Raw genomic sequence first — 19084 nt, forward strand, 5'->3', positions numbered from 1 at the left:
TTGGTTAATTCATTGATAGATAAAGTCACTATCAGTCAGAATTAACCGAACTGCCACATTCAACGTCAGACCGGAAAAGCTCCGGTCTCCACTAATGATTCTGATATGGAGGTGATTGAAATTCCACACACGTTGTGCGGGATTCTCTTGATACATTCCATCGCATATATACCTTCCGAGCCGGAAGGGTTTGACACATTTTTGGACAATGTGTCGACATACATGAAAATGTATAACGTTTTTCAAGCTCTCAATAGATCGTGTCAGAATCGACAGCGACCAGCTCACTGAGAGCACCCCTACAATATCAGCTTGATATTTATACGTTGTGTGACAATGTTTGACACGGGCATATATGCAAGACTAATTCGATGCTTCAAACAAACTCACATCCCCAATAAAAACAGAATTGAACATCGAGTTATTTGAAAATATAAAGATCAGCGATTCATCGGGCAACATCCTATGAAAGAACTAATCAGGGCTGTCAAAAACTTTGGGATTGAAACAATTCCTATTTGGCAAAGTTTGCTCAAAAGTAATACTATTAACTAAATAAATACTTGGTTGTTGCTGTTTTTAAGCTTTCATGCACACTCGATCATTTGCATTTCTGCAACTTATAATGGCTCAACCCCAACTAAATTGACAGCCCCAACTAATCGAAAATATAAAATACATCATTCCTTACTATAGACCAGCCAAATACCCACAGGTCCTACATACTATAACAAGTAAAATGGCATAAAACGTAGTACCGGAAATTATTATAATAATCCGCATCAGCAGGATTCGATCAAAATGAAAGTCAGCAAACCAAGAGGAACAAGGGACTTCCTTCCAGAAGAGACCGCTCGCAGGAGAAATGTAGAGAACATCATGAGGCAGGTAGTGACAAAATGGGGATACAAAGAGGTCATTACACCCACATTCGAGCATCTGGAACTCTTCACCCTCAAATCCGGAGAAGGCGTGGTAGGCGAACTTTACAATTTCAGTGACAAAGGCAACAGGAACATGACATTGCGCCCTGAACTCACGGCACCTGTAATGAGAATGTACGTCAACGAGATGCAGGCAATGTCCAGGCCTCTTAAATTGTTCTATTTCGAGAACTGTTTCAGGTATGAAAGACCACAAAAAGGGCGCTTCAGGGAATTCTGGCAGTTTGGTGTAGAGGTCATAGGCAGCAACCGCGCAGATGCAGATGCAGAGATCATTGCCCTTGCAACGAACATGATAGAAGCAGCAGGCATCAAAGGCGACCTGCACGTTGGTCACTTGGGAATTATCCGCCACATCCTTAAGGATACAGAAGACGAACAAAAGAGCAAGATTATGCGCCTTGTTGACAAAAAGGACGATGAAGGACTTGACAACTACTTCGAGGAAATCAACGCACCTGCTGAACTCAGGAGAAACCTTCTTGAGCTCATCTGCCTCAGCGGCTCAGATGCTATCGCAAAAGCAAGAGAGATCCTGGGCGACATCGAAGAGATCGACAAGTTCGAAGAACTTCTAACCTTGCTTGACGCATATGAGATCGACTACAACGTCGACCTTAGTATTGCCAGAGGACTGGACTACTACACCGGAATGGTGTTCGAGATATACGCAGAAGGTCTTGGTGCACAGAACCAGGTCTGCGGTGGCGGCGCCTACCAGCTCATATCCCTCTTTGGCGGAGGAGACGTACCTTCCACCGGATTCGGAGTTGGGTTCGATCGCATAATGGAAATCTGTGAAATACAACCTCCAAAGGAAAACAAAGTAGTGATTGTCGCAACTGATGATACCCGCACTGATGCAATAAAGGTAGCAACAAAGATGCGCAATGAACTCACCGTTTACATAGACATCATGAAACGCAACTTCAAAACACAACTATCCCATGCCAACAATATTGAGGCAGATTACGCTGTCATCGTAGGCAAAAAAGAGATAGAATCGGGTAAATTGACCGTAAAGAACATGCAAAGCGGAGAGCAGCTGCAACTGGCAATTGAAGAAGCTATACAGCTGATAAAGAGCAACTAATGCCATAACACCCCATAGTATGTATTCACTTCTCAAAAATGAAAGGGCAGCCGATTCACTGCCCTTAAGGTTCACAATTGCATCCCTTCTGATATTGCTAATAATGGCACTTTTTTTCACTGCGATCTCCGATCTAAAGGAAAATACAGACGAAAATATTGCCAAAATGGAAATTGATAAACTCGTTTCAAACTCCGAGCAGATATCCGTACGCGGAGAAGGAAGCATCATCCATCTGAAGATAGACATCCCAGATAAAGTGAAAGTGTATATGGGAGAACTACCCAACGAAGATAACTTATGGCCTTCAAACTCCAAAAACTACTATATACATATAAAGGAACGTCAGACCATATACGAATCAATGTCCGCGTTTTCGAACGAAAACATGACCGGAGCATATACAATAACCCCCGGTCACCATGAACTGAAACTTGAAACTGAAAGAGACCCCATTACAGGAATGCTCTTCGTAAAGATATCTGAAAAATGAAAATGAAAAACAAAATACTACCTCATGCGATCCAGGATATGTTCAGGGACCGATCCGGCTGGATCGAGTTCACACTATCAAAAGCTGCATTGATGATAACAAGCATAATCCTACTTGCCGCATTCTACCAGATCGGAGCCGATTTCAGCGATATCCAAATGCAAAGACAACTTGATTCTGAAGCCCTCGACCTGAAGACATCAATTGATGACATCGGCAGCATCTCGCCCGACAGCATCAGACAAAATTCCACATATTCATTCAATTCCGAGTATCCAGTTGAGGCATTTATTTCCGGCGAATACATACGATTTGAAACGACTCATCGTGAGCAGATCATCCACTCGGTCAAACCCCTCACATTCAGGACAATTCCACTTAATGAAACTGAAATGAGAACATTCCTTTCCAACAATTTCAATGGACAGCCCGGCACTTTCGAACATCCTTTGATCACGGATACACCCACAACCCTTGAAGTAATCTCAACTGTTGGCAGTCAGGAAGTAATGTTAAATACAGGAAAAATAGTCCATATTGAAAAAACATCCATTTACCTGAAAAACGATTCAGAGGTCAATAGACTTGAAGTTGTACTTGTTCATCAATGACGAGCAAGCAATCCTTGAACCTCACAATGACATCCTTGCCACAGCACTGGTAGTCATTGGATTTGTGGTCTTTGCTGCAGTCATGTCAAAAGCCTACCTCATCTACGATGAGCAGAGCCATTCCATAGAGAACTATGAAGAAGCATCCCGCATAGCTGAAAGCATTGCCAGCTGGGATGAACTACAAGGAACACGACCCGACATAATATCCGCAGAGATACTTGAAGGAATTTCAGACCCGGTCTCAGACAGAGATACACATGAGCTTTTCTTTGCACGATTCTCCGCCAACAATGAGTTCTCAGTAGATATCCGTACCGATGACGGAAAACACCATTGGTCGATCCATAAAAGCAAAACTGCAGCAAGCGGAAATGTAATAGCAGCATCAATTCCAGTTATTATAGAGATAAATCCTGCACAATACACATCCGGAACACTTACTGTTCGACTCTGGAAAAGATACATATAAAGAAGGAAAATTATGCCAAAAACGAAACTCATAGAGGACCAGCGCGCATTTTCTTCAACAGCAGATGCCCTATTTTTCCTTGTGCTTATCTCTATTGCAACAGTCATCCTTATGCCATCCATAATGGCAGAAAGGCAATACGATGCAGCAGCATACACAGCAACACAGGACTTTGACAAACATCTCCTAAGTTCATTGCTCAACTCAAATGTGGACGATTTTGAATATGAAATCACACCTCTTGCGATCACAGGAATAACAATTCCTGAAAATGCCCTCATTAACGACCCAATCAACACAATGTTCGGAAGACAGCAGCACCACCGTACCTTCGCAGATATGATCGCAGAGGATATGGTACTGACACTTGCAATGGATGACAATGGAACTAGCCGTTACATCAATCCAATTGCACAGGAGCATAAAGAAAAGACATCTGATGTAATTGCGTCATACCTTGATGCAAGGATCGGAGGAAGGTATGATTATCACCTTCAAGCAAATTGGGAACCGGTAGAAGATTATCCACTAAAAAACTCCATATCAGTTGGAATAACACCTCCATACAATGCAATCCGCCAGAGTTCACGGATAACACTACCATTAAACACCAGAACATCCAGAGATGAACTTTTTGTGAACATAAACGACAGCATGCTTGAAGAACTTCATAACTCATCCAACTCGACAAAGTTCTCTGCATATCATGAAGCATTCAACACCACCATCGAAGAGGCATCAACATCCACTGCCGAACTCATCACAGACATTGTATTCCCCTCAGACTACCTTAGAAGTCTGATAAGGCAGGATATAACACAACGCACAGAAACCGTATTTATCAGCAACCCACAGGATGACAACGAGGATCCTGAAATGCTGATAGCAGAATACATACTGAATTACAGCATGAACACCATCTACGGAAGCAGTTCCATGCCTGCAGAACTGAACAACAGCATAATATCCATTATTGAAAAGGAGATCATTGAACGTAACCAGCAGAACATTGCAACACATCTCCACAACGATATGGATCAGAAGATCAACGAAGCGGTCTCACAAATGGTAAACTCCACGAACATTAATACGACAAAAGAACTAAGAGACGTCCAAGCGGATGAGATATACGGAAAAGTTAACAATGGATATGTGGATATCACGCTTTCTATCTGGTAATAGGAACATAAGCTTTATATTAAATGTCAGGTGTAGTTAGGTCACTTCGCCAAAGTAACGATTCAAGTTATTGTTCCCAACGTTCCCTTAACTTGAGCATAAACTCAAAACAGAAATATTCACTAAACAATCAAATTATAATCATCAGGAGGAATGCTATGGCAAAAATGCATACTCGTACAAAAGGTAAATCCGGATCAACAAGACCAATCAGGACAGAAGCTCCAGCATGGTCCACAGCAACCGCTGAAGAGATCACAACTGTGATCCTCGATATGTGGAAACTTGGAAACTCCACAAGCGTCATTGGAATGCACCTCAGGGACAATTATGGCGTACCTGATGTCAAACTCGCAACAGGAAAGAAGATCACTGACATTCTGAAAGAGAACGATGAAGCTCCAAACGTACCGGAAGACCTGTACAACCTTATTGTAAAAGCTATCGGAATGCGCAAGCACCTTATTCCTAACCACAAGGATGTACACAACAAGAGATCACTGCACTCAACCGAGGCCAAGATCAGAAGGCTCGTTAAATACTACCAGTCCACAAAGGTACTCCCTACAGACTGGAAGTACAAGCCAGAAACTGCAGAAATGTTGATCACAAGATAAGCGGCCAGCCCGCTTATTAATTCTTTGATGTTCGGCCCTGCTGAGCATCAAAATATCTTTTTTTGATTCATTTCCTATTTTTGTAGGTCGGCCTATGATTCCAAATTCAGTAGCTAATAGCTCCCAATATCATTTTAAAAGGCAAGATATAAATTCTTAGAATGACCACTAGAAGCTATGAAAGCTGTTATTCTGGCTGCAGGGGAAGGCATCAGATGCAGACCCCTTACATCCACCCGATCAAAGGTCATGCTTCCTGTTGCAAATAAACCGATACTTGAACATGTTATCGATTCACTTGCAAAGAACGGCATAAAGAACCTGATACTTGTTGTGGGTTACGAACGAGAACGTATAATGAACTACTTCGAAGACGGTATCGATTTTGGAGTCAATATCAAGTACGTTCACCAGAAAGCACAGCTTGGCACAGCTCATGCCATCAAACAGGCGGCAGACCTGATGGAAGAAGATGACCGGGAATTCATGGTACTCAATGGGGACAACGTTATTGAACCACAAACGATCAGGGATCTTATAGACAAGCATACCGGTGACGCAACGATACTGACCATTAAAAAGGAACATATCCGAGGATATGGGGTTGTTATCGCAAGCGGAAAAAAAGTAACAAAGATCATAGAGAAACCAACAACTGAACTCAGCCATATCATCAGCACAGGCATATATGTATTCAACCAAGAGATCTTCGAAAGAATAGAACACACACAAATATCCCCACTGGGAGAATATGCGATCACCGATACCATCCAACAGATGATAGAAGATGACATGGATGTAGATCATGTTCTTACAAATTCATTGTGGAGAGATGCAGTCTTTGCATGGGACCTGCTGAAGGATAACTCAATGGTCCTTGACCGAGCAGAAGACTACAACATAAAAGGAACCGTTGAAGATGGGGCAATTATCCATGGAAAGGTCAGTATTGGCAGTAATACGGTGATAAGATCAGGATGTTACATTGTAGGACCTGCAATGATAGGCGACAATTGTGAAATTGCACCCAACGTCGTGATCCTCCCATCCACAACTATTGGTAACAACGTTTCAGTCGGCTCCTTCACACAAGTCCAGAACAGCATAATTATGAACAACACCAGGATCAGTTCACATGGATCGATCTCAAATTCGATCATCGGGCTGAACAATTCCATTGGACCTTACTTTGTTGCTGAAGACAGGGAAAATGTCAGGATCGAGATGGAAGATGAACTTCATACTGCTGAAAAACTGGGAGCAATCACTGGCGACGATATTACGATCGGCCACCGGGTTCTCGTAAAAGCAGGGTCCATGATATATCATAACTGTCGGATCGAATCCGGAAAGACTATCGCTCAAATATTGCCTGAAAATTCCATTGTTGTTTAAAGGGGGGAGCAATATGTGTGGAATCATAGGATATGTAGGCAACCGTGAGGCAGCGCCTATACTAATAGATTGCTTAAAAAAGCTCGAATACAGGGGATATGACTCAGCCGGAATCACAATACTCAATGGAAATATAGACACATACAAGACCGTCGGGAAAATAAGGGAACTGGAAAAGATCCTCCCGGAGGATCTCAAAGGGAATATAGGGATCGGACACACACGATGGGCCACACATGGGGTCCCAAGCACTGTAAATTCCCACCCACATAACTCCGGCGACATATCCATAGTGCATAATGGTATTATCGAGAACTATCTTGCTATCAAAGAGAAACTGCAGCAGGAAGGTTATGACTTTTTATCAGAAACAGATACAGAGGTCATTGCCCACCTTTTGCATTCAAAATTATATGGAAGCGTTAACAACACAGAGAAGACTTGTGACTTCTTCACGGCACTTCGCAGTACACTCCAGGAAGTTGAAGGATCCTATGCAGTCACTGCCGTATGTAGCAGTGAACCTGGCCTGATGATCGCGGCCAGAAAGGACAGTCCCCTGATCATCGGCATCGGTGACGGGGAATACTATGCGGCATCTGATGTTACTGCTTTCCTCAATCACACAAAAGATGTCGTTTTTGTAGATGACCTTGATCTTGTTACCATCAGACCGGAAGGAGTGGAATTCTTTGATATCGACGGCAATGTCCTTGAAAAAGAAAAGACCACTATTGAATGGGACATTGAAGCTGCAGAAAAAGCAGGATATGAACATTTCATGCTTAAAGAGATACATGAGCAAGCCAGATCTGTGAATGATACATTCTCAGGCAAGCTATCCGAACTGGATGGTTCCGTGAATCTTGAAGAGCTAAACATCCCCAATGACGAAATCAGGAATATTGACAGGATCGAGATAATTGCCTGCGGGACATCTTTGAATGCAGGGCTTGTAGGTAAATACCTTTTTGAGAATCTCGCAGGGATACACACCGATGTAGATATCGGATCTGAGTTCAGGTATAGCAATCCCATAATGAATGAGAACGTCCTTTCAATTGCGATCACCCAGTCAGGTGAAACAGCAGACACCCTGGCTGCGATCAGAAGCTGCAGATCATATGGCTGCAATTCGATCGCCATTACCAATGTCGTTGGCAGCAGCATCACAAGAGATGCGAACAATGTTCTTTATACACATGCGGGGCCCGAGATAGGAGTGGCTGCAACAAAGACCTTTACGGCACAGCTCATCATGCTCTACCTCCTTGCGATCCGATTTGCAAGAGCTAAGGGGACACTTAATGTAAATGAGGCAAAGGATTTGCTTGTGAACCTGAAGCGCATCCCGGGACAGATACAGAAAATATTGAACCGCAAGGATACGATCCGCGAATGTGCGGAGATGTTTGCAAAAGAGAGAGATTATTTCTTTATTGGAAGGCACCTGAACTATCCTATTGCACTTGAAGGTGCTTTGAAGCTTAAAGAAATATCATACATACATGCAGAAGGTTTTGCAGGTGGCGAACTCAAACATGGACCTCTTGCGCTTATCGAGGACGGAACACCTGTCGTTGCCATCGCCACAAAGGGGCATGTGTACGAGAAGATCCTGAGCAATATCAAGGAAATAAAGGCAAGAGAAGCAAAGGTCATAGCTGTAGCCAATGCTGATGATACTGAGATAGAGAAGTACGTGGACTGGGTATTGCGCATACCTCCAACAGATGAACTGCTCTCACCAGTACTATCATCCGTGCTTTTACAGCTGCTTGCTTATTATACAGCCCTTGCAAGAGGATGTTCCATAGACAAACCGAAGAACCTTGCAAAGAGCGTTACTGTGGAATGAAAATACGGAGTTATCAAATGAAATTATTCGGATCATCCGGTATCAGAGGTATTACTAACAAGGATGTAACTGTAGATCTTGCGTTGAAGGTCGGACTTGCCCTTGGGAAGACAAAAAGAACTGCAGTTATCGGACGTGACCCGCGCGTTGCAGGAGAAATGATAGAACATGCCGTCATATCCGGCCTCCTTTCATCTGGTTGCGATGTCGTACGCATCGGAATGGTAAGTACTCCAACACTTGCCTATGCTTCCAGGGATTATGACTGTGGAGTAATGATAACCGCATCCCACAATCCTGCAGAATATGTGGGAATAAAATTATGGAATCCTGATGGGATGGCATTTGATTCGTCTCAGCAGGAAGAGATCGAAGAGATCATCGAGAACGAAACGTTCGAACCTGTCAGATGGGACAGGATCGGAAATTTGACCGAAGACAGCAATGCCATCAGGAAACACATAGAGATGATCGTGAAAAATGTTGAACGATCATCAAAGCGTGTGATCATTGACTGCGGATGCGGTGCAGGCAGCACTATCACCCCATATGTCCTGCGGGAGATCGGATGTAAAGTCATAACATTGAACTCGCAACCTGATGGACACTTTCCTGCACGAAATCCTGAACCAAACAATGCAAATCTAACGTTACTCAAAAAAGCAATGAAAGAATTCGGAGCAGACATTGGTATTGCTCAGGATGGGGATGCAGACAGGATGATGACGGTGGACGAAAACGGGGAATTCATCACCGGGGACGAAATGCTTGCAATGTTTGCCAGACATGAATGCAAAAGCGACGCGAAACTTGTAGTTCCGGTGGATACATCAATGATGATAGATGATGCCCTCCCGGATTCAACTGTTGTCCGCACAAGGGTAGGAGATGTCTATGTTGCTGAAGAGATCAAGAGATCTGAAGCGGATTTCGGAGGAGAGCCATCAGGAAGCTGGATATTCCCTGCGATATCATATTGCCCTGACGGGATCTATGCGGCTGCAAAGGTGATGGAGCTCATTCAGGAAAAAAAGCTTTCAGAGCTAAAAGATGAACTACCACACTATCCAACGCGCCGCGGAACGGTCAAATGTGACAATGAAAAGAAAGATATTGCCATGGGGTTGGTATGTTCTGAACTCGGCTCTTCCGGAGAGATCACAGATATTGACGGACTGCGCGTAGACATGGAAGAAGGATGGGTGCTTGTAAGACCATCCGGAACAGAACCCAAGATACGCATAACTGCCGAGGCAAGGGAAGGCGTGGATAAGCTATACGACATGGTGGAGAATGTTGTCAAAAGAGGTGTGGCATGAAAGCTGTAGTACTTGCAGCCGGAGAAGGTACCCGGATGCGGCCATTGACATCAGCAATTCCAAAGGTCATGCTTCCGATAGCCAACAAACCTATGCTTGAACATATAGTTGATGCAGCGATAGAAGCAGGCATTGAAGGATTCGTTTTCATCACAGGTTACCACGAGGAAAGTATCAGGGAATACTTTGGTAACGGGGAGAAACGAGGTGTTACTATTGACTACGTTCACCAGAAAGAACAACTTGGTACAGCCAATGCCATTGGCTGTGCAAAAGAGTATGTCAAAGGCGAGTTTATCGTACTCAACGGGGATGTTCTTGTCAGTTCATCGCACATCAGAAGGATGACCGAAAGAAAAGAGGACGCGGTCATTACGGTCAAACATGTGGAAAATCCTTCGGAGTTCGGTGTCATCGAGACCAATGGGAACAAAGTTTCCAGAATAATAGAAAAACCCGAGAAACCACCAACAGATCTTGCTAATGCAGGAATATACCTTTTCAGAGAACCTATTTTTGAACTTATCGAAAATACCCCGCTATCACCAAGAAAGGAATACGAGATAACTGATTCACTTCAGATGCTGATAGATAGCGATGCCAATGTTGGCTATGAGATCCTGGAAGAGGAATGGATAGACATAGGCAGACCATGGGACCTCCTTGATGCTAACGCGGTTCTGTTAAACGAGATGGAGCCCGTGAGATCAGGTCTGGTAGAACCGAATGCCACCCTCATAGGTGATGTGAGCGTAGGAGAAGGAACCCTCATACGCAACGGTGCGTATATAATCGGACCTGTAGTGATAGGAAAAGATTGCGATATCGGACCTAATTGTTTCATACGCCCTTCAACAACCATCGGGAACAGGGTTCATATTGGAAATGCCGTTGAAGTTAAGAACAGTATTATCATGGATGATACAAAGATCGGACACCTGACCTATATGGGGGATAGTATTATAGGACGAAAGTGCAATTTCGGTGCCGGAACAAAAGTTGCGAACCTGAGACATGATGGTAAGAACATAAAGGTCAATATCAAGGGAAAGAGGACAGATTCCGGAAGAAGGAAGCTTGGTGTTATCATGGGCGACGACGTCCACACCGGAATCAACACCAGCATAAACGTAGGAACGGTCATGAAAAGTGGAAGCTTTACGAAACCCGGAGAGGTTGTCAGGTGATAACTAACCACTTTTACAGTAATACACGGTGATCTGATTGATAGAAATGCAGAATTTAATCGAACTTGCAAAACAGATAGCTGCTACCATTGAAGAGTACGAACATGCACGTGTTATCTCCCATAATGATGCCGACGGCATATCTTCAGCCGCGATCATCTGCCAGGCACTGCTCAGGAAAGGGATCCCATACCATCTGACGATCATTGGCCGCCTGGACGAAAGCGTGGCAGAGATGGTCAATGAAACTACTTCTGATGATGATATTGTGATATTCTGCGATATGGGTAGCGGCCAGTCTGAGATAATCGAAAAGGTCGAACAGGATGTGATCGTGATAGATCACCACAAGCCAGTCGGAGATTCGCCTGCCAAAGCAATGATAAATCCACACATGGTAGGAATTGACGGAGCAGTGCACCTGTGTGCGGCCACCACAACATACCTTGTTGCAAAGGGTCTGGATGAGGAAAATATTGACCTTGCAGGACTTGCTATCGCAGGTGCTGTTGGAGATAAACAGCTGTTCGAGACAGCAAATAAGGTCATACTGGATGAAGCTGTTGAAGCCGGGATCGTTTCTGTCAAAAAAGGATTGAAAGTAGGCAGTGGCGATGTCGCAGATATATTAGAGAACACACCAGAACCATACCTTGACCTTACAGGCGATCGTGAGAAAATCGATCAGTTCCTGGAAATGCTTGACATACACGGCAACATCGATTCACTTGATACGGAACAACTCCAGAAGCTCACTTCCACAGTTGCATTGAAGCTTACGAAAAGTGCCAGCCCTGAAGCTATTGAAGCTGCTATCGGTGATGTATATATACTGAACAGGGAGGTTGTCAAGAATGCCTACGATCTTGTAGCCATCATGAACACCTGCGGTAAACAGAAAGTTCCCGGACTTGCCATTGCGCTTTGCATGAAGGACGAGTCCGCGCTGGAAGAAGCACAGGATATCACTCTTAAAAGCCAGAAGGCCATCATCGCCGACATTAAGAAGGCAGAAGAGCTGTTGCAAAAGGGTAAGAATATCTACTACCTGAGCGGTAAGGAACTTGAATCCACAGGAATGGTAGCAAGTACAATTATAAGGTACGTACATCCGGATATGCCTTTCATTGCCATTAACGAGGTCGAAGGTATTATCAAGATCTCCGGAAGAGGAACCCGGGAACTGGTCGACAAAGGACTTGACCTGGCTTATGCAATGCGAACTGCTGCATCATCTGTTGGCGGGGACGGCGGAGGACACAGTGTAGCTTCCGGTGCATCCATACCACTCGGAAGAACAAAGGAATTTATTGCACTTGTCGATGACATTATCGGGGAACAGCTGAACTGATGTGAAATTATGAAGATATCCACGAAGATCGAGTTCAACAGCCCGGATGCACCTGATGTTGCGAGGAAAGTTGCACTTTCACTAAAACCTGACAATCTAACCAACATGGAAACAATGATAGGAGAAGAGAAGGCATCCATAACCATCAGAACAGAGAAGATTTCTTCCATGATCGCAACTGTGGATGATCTGCTTATGAACGCAAAGATAGCAGAGGATGTCATAAAGGAAGTGGAGGATGAAAATGACCTCTGAATGGAAAACACTTGAGGATGTTGAAAAGCATATCTTCGAATGTACGGCATGCCCGCTTTCTGATACTGTTATCAATAAAGTCGTCCGCAAGGGATCGGACAGACCTAAAGTACTATTTATCGGAGAAGCCCCGGGGAAGAACGAGGATGAGACCGGAGTGCCTTTTTGCGGACGTGCAGGAAAGATACTGGATGACCTTATCGACTATGCCGGGCTTGAGGATAGCGATTGGGCAGTTATCAATACCATCAAATGCAGGCCGCCAAAGAACCGCAATCCGAACAAGAAAGAACTTGAAGCCTGCAAACCATTCCTGAACAGGCAGATAGAACTGCTTGATCCGAGATTGATAATCCTCCTTGGAAATACTGCTGAAAAAGCCTTCCTTAATGGACATAAGATGGAATGGGGATCTGTTGAGGAATTTGAAGGACGAAATGTGCTTAAGATCTTCCACCCGGCAGCATTGATCTATACAAGGTCCCGAACAGACGACCAGCACCAATTCATTGATGAGAACAGGCATTTGTTCTTAAATTGAACAAAGTTATCTTATACAAAGGCGAAATTTTTGCCTCCAACATTTTTCGGGTCAATCAGCCCTTCAAAATAACCAAATTGTAATTACAAACTGTTTATTGTTGGAAAAAATTATTAAATCTGGAGCCTATTTCATAACTGTTTGCTTTAGGAATAAATGCAATAAATACAATTAATTCAATCATGGCCATAAATGGAACTTAAGAGCCTGCTGACACAATTACGGCCAGTTTCAAGAGGAATAACGTATGGAACTTAAATTCAACCTTAAAGGAGCATTCAAGACCAGCGCCGACCCGACCGACGCAAAAGAGATTATTGCCCAGTATATCAATGAGGCAAATGAGACCATCCTTACAAAAGGAGCACCAGAAGGACAGGGGGCAAGGATCACAGAATGGAATATTGTTGATAACAGTGTCGAGGTCTCTATAGAATCAGGAAGATTCGTCAGGGCACATGACGCAATTATCCGCCTCAGGAAACCCCTTGCCGGAAAGCTTGGGAAAGAGTTCCACATAGGCATTCGTGGCATTGATGTGAAAGAGTTCACCATTGAAATGCCTGCAGAAGAGAAACTTGAGAACATGAAGATCCCACACGTGAGCAACATCAGAAATGTGGAAGGTGGCATCGTTCTTGAGCTTGATGTCGGTGAATCCGAGCTTGAGAACCGTATTCCTGATAGGATACTGACCCTCATGGAAGAAAAGGTCAGGGCTAAGGATTACGGCGGTAAGGCAGAACACTGGCAGGTCCTCTGGGAAAGTGAAAAGAAGGAATACACGTTCTTTGGCGACCCTACACAGGAAATGATGAAAGAAGGATGGATCAAGCGCGGAGCAAGCCGTGGACAGTGGATACATGGTCCACAATCAACAAAGATGTTCAGGACATTCGAAAGGATCGTTATGGAAGAGCTCCTTGGGCCCCTGGGATACAGGGAAATGATCTTCCCAAAACTGGTCCCATGGGAGGTCTGGCAGAAATCCGGACATGCAAAGGGCGTATATCCTGAGATCTACTACGTCTGCCCTCCAAAGACAAGGGACCCTGAGTTCTGGGAAGAGGTCTCAGATCATTACAAGGTCACACATGAGGTGCCCACTGCACTTATCAAAGAAAAGATCGGCGATCCTATCGGCGGCCTGTGCTATGCACAATGTCCTCCTTTCTGGATGTACCTGCAGGGAGAAACAATACCTACCGAGGACTTCCCAATAAAAGTATTCGACAGGTCCGGTACATCACACCGCTATGAGAGCGGCGGCATTCATGGAATGGAACGTGTGGACGAATTCCACCGTGTAGAGATCGTATGGCTTGGTACAAAGGAACAGGTTGTGGCAACTGCAAAGGAACTGCATGAAAAGTACATGCACATCTTTAATGAGATCCTTGACCTTGAATGGAGAAAGGCATGGGTCACCCCATGGTTCATGGCACAGGAAGGTCTTACAGGCCTTTCAGAGCAAGGTGAAGCAGGTACCACGGACTATGAAGCACCACTGCCTTACAGAGGCGAGGACGGTGAGTGGCTTGAGTTCCAGAATGTCAGTATCAACGGTAACAAGTATCCGTCAGGATTCAATGTGAAATCACAGTCAGGCGAAGAACTGTGGTCAGGCTGTTCAGGTGTGGGACTTGAGCGCTGGGCATCAGCATTCTTTGCACAGAAGGGACTTGATCCCGAAAACTGGCCGGAGGAGTTCAGGAAGAGAGTCGGTGAAATGCCAAAGGGAATTCATTTCCTCTGATATTCCTTTTTATCGTACCGATTTCTTTATATATGGACGTGTACAGTATTGACCCGCTATTAATAACCATTCACACGGGAATTATAACGGTCAGAATCACGAACATCAAAATATAATTAGATCAATGTATTGATCAAAAACAACTATCACAATAATAAGGAGGAATTGCTTGGCAAAAAAGAGAGTACAAAGGAAGCTGGATAAGTGGAAATCAAAAGAGTGGTATAACATCGTGGCACCAAAGTTCATAGGTAGCAACCACATCGGTGTAACCCCAACTGACGACCCAGAGAAACTGCTCGGTCGTATTGTGGAGACCACTGTTGGTGAACTCACCAATGATTTCTCAAAGCACAACATCAAACTCAAACTTGAGATCGATAACGTAACCGGTGATGTGGCAAACACAAGATTCATCGGCCACGAGATCACAACCGACTACCTGCGTTCCATCGTAAAGCGCCAGACTTCCAGAATTGATGCAAATCTCAATGTCAAGACAAAGGATGGTTACAAGATCAGGGTCAAACCTATCTGCTTTACAGTCAAGAGAGCAAGGACAAGCCAGATCAAAGGTCTCAGGGACGTCATGACCGAAACAGTAGTAAAACGTGCATCAGAACTCGACTTCGAGCAGTTCGTAGAAGAAGCTATTGTCGGCAAACTTTCCGCAAACATCTACAGGAAATCAAAATCCATCTACCCACTGAGAAGGGTAGAGATCAGGAAGACCGAAGTTCAGGTAGTTCCACCACACGCAGTAGCAACTCCAGTAGTTGAAGAAGCTCCAGTGGTTGAAGAAACTCCAGTAGTTGAAGAAGCTCCGGAAGTTGTAGAGACTACAGCTGAGGAATAATTCTTTAGATCATAATGGTGACCCATCGGTCACCGTTAACATCTTTTTTTAACAATATTCATTTTCAATTAGCTTTAGCTAAGCTTGCAAACGTATGTGCAATGCAGGAATATCCATTTGCCTCAAGATGAAGCAAGTGACTCCGATCATCAATTTGAGAACACACTTTCAGCTAACCAGCTCATACTGCTAAAATAAAAAGAGAAATGGCTGGTTAACCCAGCCTTATAGGAGTATCCAGATCCCGAATTGAAACTTCACTTATGGGTGAAGTATGCAACAACACCATCATCCACTGAATCGATCCTGCAGAAGCCGAACCTTTCGAACTGGACAACATTGTTAAGCTCTTCAACAACCTGCTTCTCGCCAACCCCTGTGAACTCACCATGTGGCGCCAGCACCTTTATAGCGACGTTGTCTTCAGGTGCCCAGTGGATTATGCGCATCTTCCTAGTTTTGGCATCTTCCATGGAGTTACCAATGCAACGACCTTTCAGCGGACTAACAGAGGTAACCTCAATATTATAAAGATCCTTCAACCGCAGGACATCGCCTTCTTTGACAGGACCTACATCATCATTGCAGACAAACACATTTGATCCGACATTGATGCTACGCCTTCCCCTCTCTTCTGTAGGATGCAATGAAGGTTCCACAACACAGGCTTCCGCATTTTCGATCTCAAGTTCAACAGGATCCCATACGAAGAAATACCTGTTAGCAATAGGATCAACAATCTTCCTGTTCTCTGCGTATAGAGTGTCCATACTGATGCTGACGTCGGTTTCACCCACACCCATCTCGATCATGAATTTACGAATAGCTTCAGGCTTGATACCACGTCTTCGGAGTGCACGCAATGTTGGAAGTCTTGGATCATCCCACCCGGAATACTCCCCTTCTTCTATTGCCTGTCGGAGTCCGCTTGTACTGAACTTACCGAACTCGTGCATCTTGATGCGGCCCCAGTGAGTTGTCTTCGGGTAGTCCCAGCCGAGATAATTATAGATATATCCCTGGCGCTTCTCACTATCCATCAGGTCCTTACCCCTGATAATGTGGGTCATCCCAAGCTCATGGTCCTCAATAGCACCTTCAAAGTCAAGCAACGGCCAGACCACATATTTGTCGCCGACCTCAGGACGTGGGTGCGGGGTCTTGACGATCCTGAAAGCACCATAATCGCGAAGTGCAGGATCCTTGTGCTTGATATCGGTCTTTATCCTGACCACTGCAGCCTTTTCCTCATAATCGCCTGCAAGCATCTTATCCCAGTGTTCAAGATTCACCACAGGGCTCTGACCGCGGTGAGGGCAGGGTTCCTTGGCATCCTTGAACTTCTTGAAGTCGCCGCCTTCACAGAAGCAGACGTAGGCATGGCCCATCTCAATGAGCTTTCTTGCATAATCGTAATAGACTTCCATATGATCTGACGCAATGACCACCTTGTCCGGTTTTGCATCAAGCCACGTACAGTCCTCGATGTACCAGTCATATGCCTCAAGCATCGGGCGCTTGGTCTGCGGGTCTGTGTCATCGAAACGGATGATGAACTTGCCACCATACCTCTTGACATATTCAGAATTTACCACAATACCACGTGTGCTTCCAAGTGTAGGCGGACCATTAGGATTTGGTGCAAAACGCATGACAACGGTCTCCCCCTCTGCAACATCAAGAGACTTAAGCCCTTTATCTGGCTCTTTTTTCGTGTTAAGCTCCTCGATCAGCTCAGGTGCTATCGCCTCCAGCCGGGACTGCCACGCTTCGGGACTCTCTTTTGAAACCTCATCCAGGATCTGCTGGATCATAGGACCAACATCCTTTGCAAGAGGGCGCAGGTGAGGACACGAACCCATAACACGTCCCATAACAGCTCCAAGCTGAGGGGTCTTTCCATATTTTACAGCGTTTTGAAGCGCAAATTTCTCTATAGTAATCTTATCTTCATCACTCAGGGTCATATAAATTCCCTCGTAGGATCAAATAATAATGTATGAATTTAAAAACAGATGAATATCAGAGCCTGTCGCCCAGATCGCTGATCTGATTCACCTTTTCCAGAATGCCACCTATATTCTCATTGAACTTTTCAACGAACTCTTCTGCCATATCCCCGGCCATTGCACCATGTGAAGAAGGCTTGATAAGATGCTCCTGCTCCAGCACACGCAACGAATATCTAACCTTATGAGTTGGCATTCCCGTCTCTTCGGCCAGCTTCAATATGCCGATAGGCCCTTTTTCAATGACCTTGTGGAGAACGATCAGATGTCTTTCAGTAAGTTCGAGTTCCCTGTTGATCTGGTCAAATAGCATTATACAACCTCATTCATCAAAGTACCTATTCCTTCGATCTTCACTTCCACAACATCCCCACGTTCCAGCTCACCTACTCCCGGCGGAGTGCCTGTAGCGATCACATCACCGATCTCAAGGGTCATGATCCCGGATATGAACTCGATCAGATGCGGAATATCAAATATCAGATTCGATGTGCTTGAACTTTGTCTGACCTCACCGTTCACAAGGCTACTAACAGTGACATCTGAAGGACCAAGTTCTTCTTTTGGAACAATGAACGGACCCAAAGGTGCAAATGTATCAAAGCTCTTGGAACGTGTCCACTGACCATCCTTTTGCTGCAGGTCACGAGCAGTCACATCATTAAAGCAGGTATAGCCTGCGATCACATCCATTGCATTCTCCGAGCTGATGTTCCTGCACCTCTTCCCGATCACAACAGCCAGTTCTGCCTCATAGTCCACACGCTGGCTCATAGCAGGATAGACTATCTTGCCACCAGGCCCAATCACGGAAGAGGAAGGTTTCATGAATATCACAGGCTCTGCAGGGATCTCCATGTCAAGTTCAATAGCATGATCGACATAGTTCAGACCAATACAGATTATCTTTGAAGGAGTTGCAGGAGGAAGGACGGTGAGCTCTGATAGCTCAAATGTCCTGCTTTCATGGTCCATGGATGTAACGAGATCACCGCTGACATTACCATAGAAAACATCATCATCGTGTTTGAATCGACCTATCATAATTGCACATTCTTTATTCTGATTGTAGTTAAGAACAGAATTGTAGTATAAATTATTTGTCAAACATTCTTTCATGAACTGAAATCGGACAACAGACCTAACTG

General features: G+C 44.6%; 18 protein-coding genes. 15 read left to right on the forward strand and 3 right to left on the reverse strand.

Features of this window, described 5'->3' with window-relative positions; all coding sequences use genetic code 11:
• The first annotated feature begins 801 nt into the window (after positions 1-801).
• The 15 genes from hisS (at position 802) to E7X56_RS10530 (ending at position 15927) form a co-directional block, all read left to right on the forward strand.
• Complete coding sequence (gene hisS, locus E7X56_RS10460) at positions 802-2037, forward strand: histidine--tRNA ligase (RefSeq protein WP_135606706.1); 1236 nt, start codon at positions 802-804, stop codon at positions 2035-2037.
• Between the two features lie 19 nt (positions 2038-2056).
• Positions 2057-2530, forward strand: a complete 474-nt coding sequence (locus E7X56_RS10465; protein WP_167879524.1) for a hypothetical protein — start codon at positions 2057-2059, stop codon at positions 2528-2530.
• A 2-nt stretch (positions 2531-2532) separates the two neighbouring features.
• Positions 2533-3141 (forward strand): hypothetical protein, encoded by a 609-nt coding sequence (locus E7X56_RS10470; RefSeq protein WP_135606708.1) that lies wholly within the window; start codon positions 2533-2535, stop codon positions 3139-3141.
• Positions 3128-3613: a hypothetical protein gene (locus tag E7X56_RS10475; protein ID WP_135606709.1), complete on the forward strand. Its 486-nt coding sequence runs from the start codon at positions 3128-3130 to the stop codon at positions 3611-3613. Before E7X56_RS10470 ends, E7X56_RS10475 begins: the two co-directional genes overlap by 14 nt.
• A 12-nt stretch (positions 3614-3625) precedes the next feature.
• Positions 3626-4792 (forward strand): hypothetical protein, encoded by a 1167-nt coding sequence (locus E7X56_RS10480; protein ID WP_135606710.1) that lies wholly within the window; start codon positions 3626-3628, stop codon positions 4790-4792.
• Between the two features lie 158 nt (positions 4793-4950).
• On the forward strand, positions 4951-5409 hold the full coding sequence (locus tag E7X56_RS10485) for a 30S ribosomal protein S15 (protein ID WP_135606711.1): 459 nt from the start codon (positions 4951-4953) through the stop codon (positions 5407-5409).
• A gap of 177 nt (positions 5410-5586) precedes the next feature.
• Positions 5587-6804: a bifunctional sugar-1-phosphate nucleotidylyltransferase/acetyltransferase gene (glmU, locus tag E7X56_RS10490; RefSeq protein WP_135606712.1), complete on the forward strand. Its 1218-nt coding sequence runs from the start codon at positions 5587-5589 to the stop codon at positions 6802-6804.
• Positions 6805-6817: 13 nt separating this feature from the next.
• Complete coding sequence (glmS, locus tag E7X56_RS10495; RefSeq protein ID WP_135606713.1) at positions 6818-8662, forward strand: glutamine--fructose-6-phosphate transaminase (isomerizing); 1845 nt, start codon at positions 6818-6820, stop codon at positions 8660-8662.
• 17 nt (positions 8663-8679) lie between these two features.
• Positions 8680-9981: a phosphoglucosamine mutase gene (glmM, locus tag E7X56_RS10500; RefSeq protein WP_135606714.1), complete on the forward strand. Its 1302-nt coding sequence runs from the start codon at positions 8680-8682 to the stop codon at positions 9979-9981.
• A complete protein-coding gene (gene glmU, locus E7X56_RS10505) occupies positions 9978-11168 on the forward strand; it encodes a bifunctional sugar-1-phosphate nucleotidylyltransferase/acetyltransferase (RefSeq protein ID WP_135606715.1) in 1191 nt (396 codons plus the stop codon). Before glmM ends, glmU (E7X56_RS10505) begins: the two co-directional genes overlap by 4 nt.
• Before the next feature lie 37 nt (positions 11169-11205).
• Complete coding sequence (locus E7X56_RS10510) at positions 11206-12519, forward strand: DHHA1 domain-containing protein (protein ID WP_135606716.1); 1314 nt, start codon at positions 11206-11208, stop codon at positions 12517-12519.
• A 9-nt stretch (positions 12520-12528) separates the two neighbouring features.
• Positions 12529-12774: a KEOPS complex subunit Pcc1 gene (locus E7X56_RS10515; RefSeq protein ID WP_135606717.1), complete on the forward strand. Its 246-nt coding sequence runs from the start codon at positions 12529-12531 to the stop codon at positions 12772-12774.
• Complete coding sequence (locus E7X56_RS10520; protein ID WP_135606718.1) at positions 12764-13315, forward strand: uracil-DNA glycosylase; 552 nt, start codon at positions 12764-12766, stop codon at positions 13313-13315. Before E7X56_RS10515 ends, E7X56_RS10520 begins: the two co-directional genes overlap by 11 nt.
• A gap of 247 nt (positions 13316-13562) precedes the next feature.
• Entirely contained in the window at positions 13563-15071 is a 1509-nt protein-coding gene (locus E7X56_RS10525) for a serine--tRNA ligase (protein WP_135606719.1), read from the forward strand.
• 169 nt (positions 15072-15240) lie between these two features.
• Positions 15241-15927, forward strand: coding sequence for a 30S ribosomal protein S3ae (locus E7X56_RS10530; protein WP_135606720.1), 687 nt, complete (start codon positions 15241-15243; stop codon positions 15925-15927).
• Positions 15928-16184: 257 nt separating this feature from the next.
• On the opposite strand, the gene E7X56_RS10535 is transcribed toward E7X56_RS10530, so the two are convergent.
• Genes E7X56_RS10535 through E7X56_RS10545 form a run of 3 tightly spaced genes read right to left on the reverse strand, consistent with a single transcriptional unit; the run spans position 16185 to position 18980 of the window.
• Positions 16185-17894, reverse strand: coding sequence for a glutamate--tRNA ligase (locus E7X56_RS10535; protein ID WP_135606721.1), 1710 nt, complete (start codon positions 17892-17894; stop codon positions 16185-16187).
• Positions 17895-17949: 55 nt separating this feature from the next.
• A complete protein-coding gene (locus E7X56_RS10540; protein ID WP_135606722.1) occupies positions 17950-18249 on the reverse strand; it encodes a hypothetical protein in 300 nt (99 codons plus the stop codon).
• Complete coding sequence (locus E7X56_RS10545; protein WP_135606723.1) at positions 18249-18980, reverse strand: fumarylacetoacetate hydrolase family protein; 732 nt, start codon at positions 18978-18980, stop codon at positions 18249-18251. Before E7X56_RS10545 ends, E7X56_RS10540 begins: the two co-directional genes overlap by 1 nt.
• Positions 18981-19084 lie beyond the last annotated feature (104 nt).

This window comes from Methanococcoides sp. NM1 (genome assembly GCF_900774285.1).
In the GTDB taxonomy this organism is placed as follows: Archaea; Halobacteriota; Methanosarcinia; order Methanosarcinales; family Methanosarcinaceae; genus Methanococcoides; species Methanococcoides vulcani.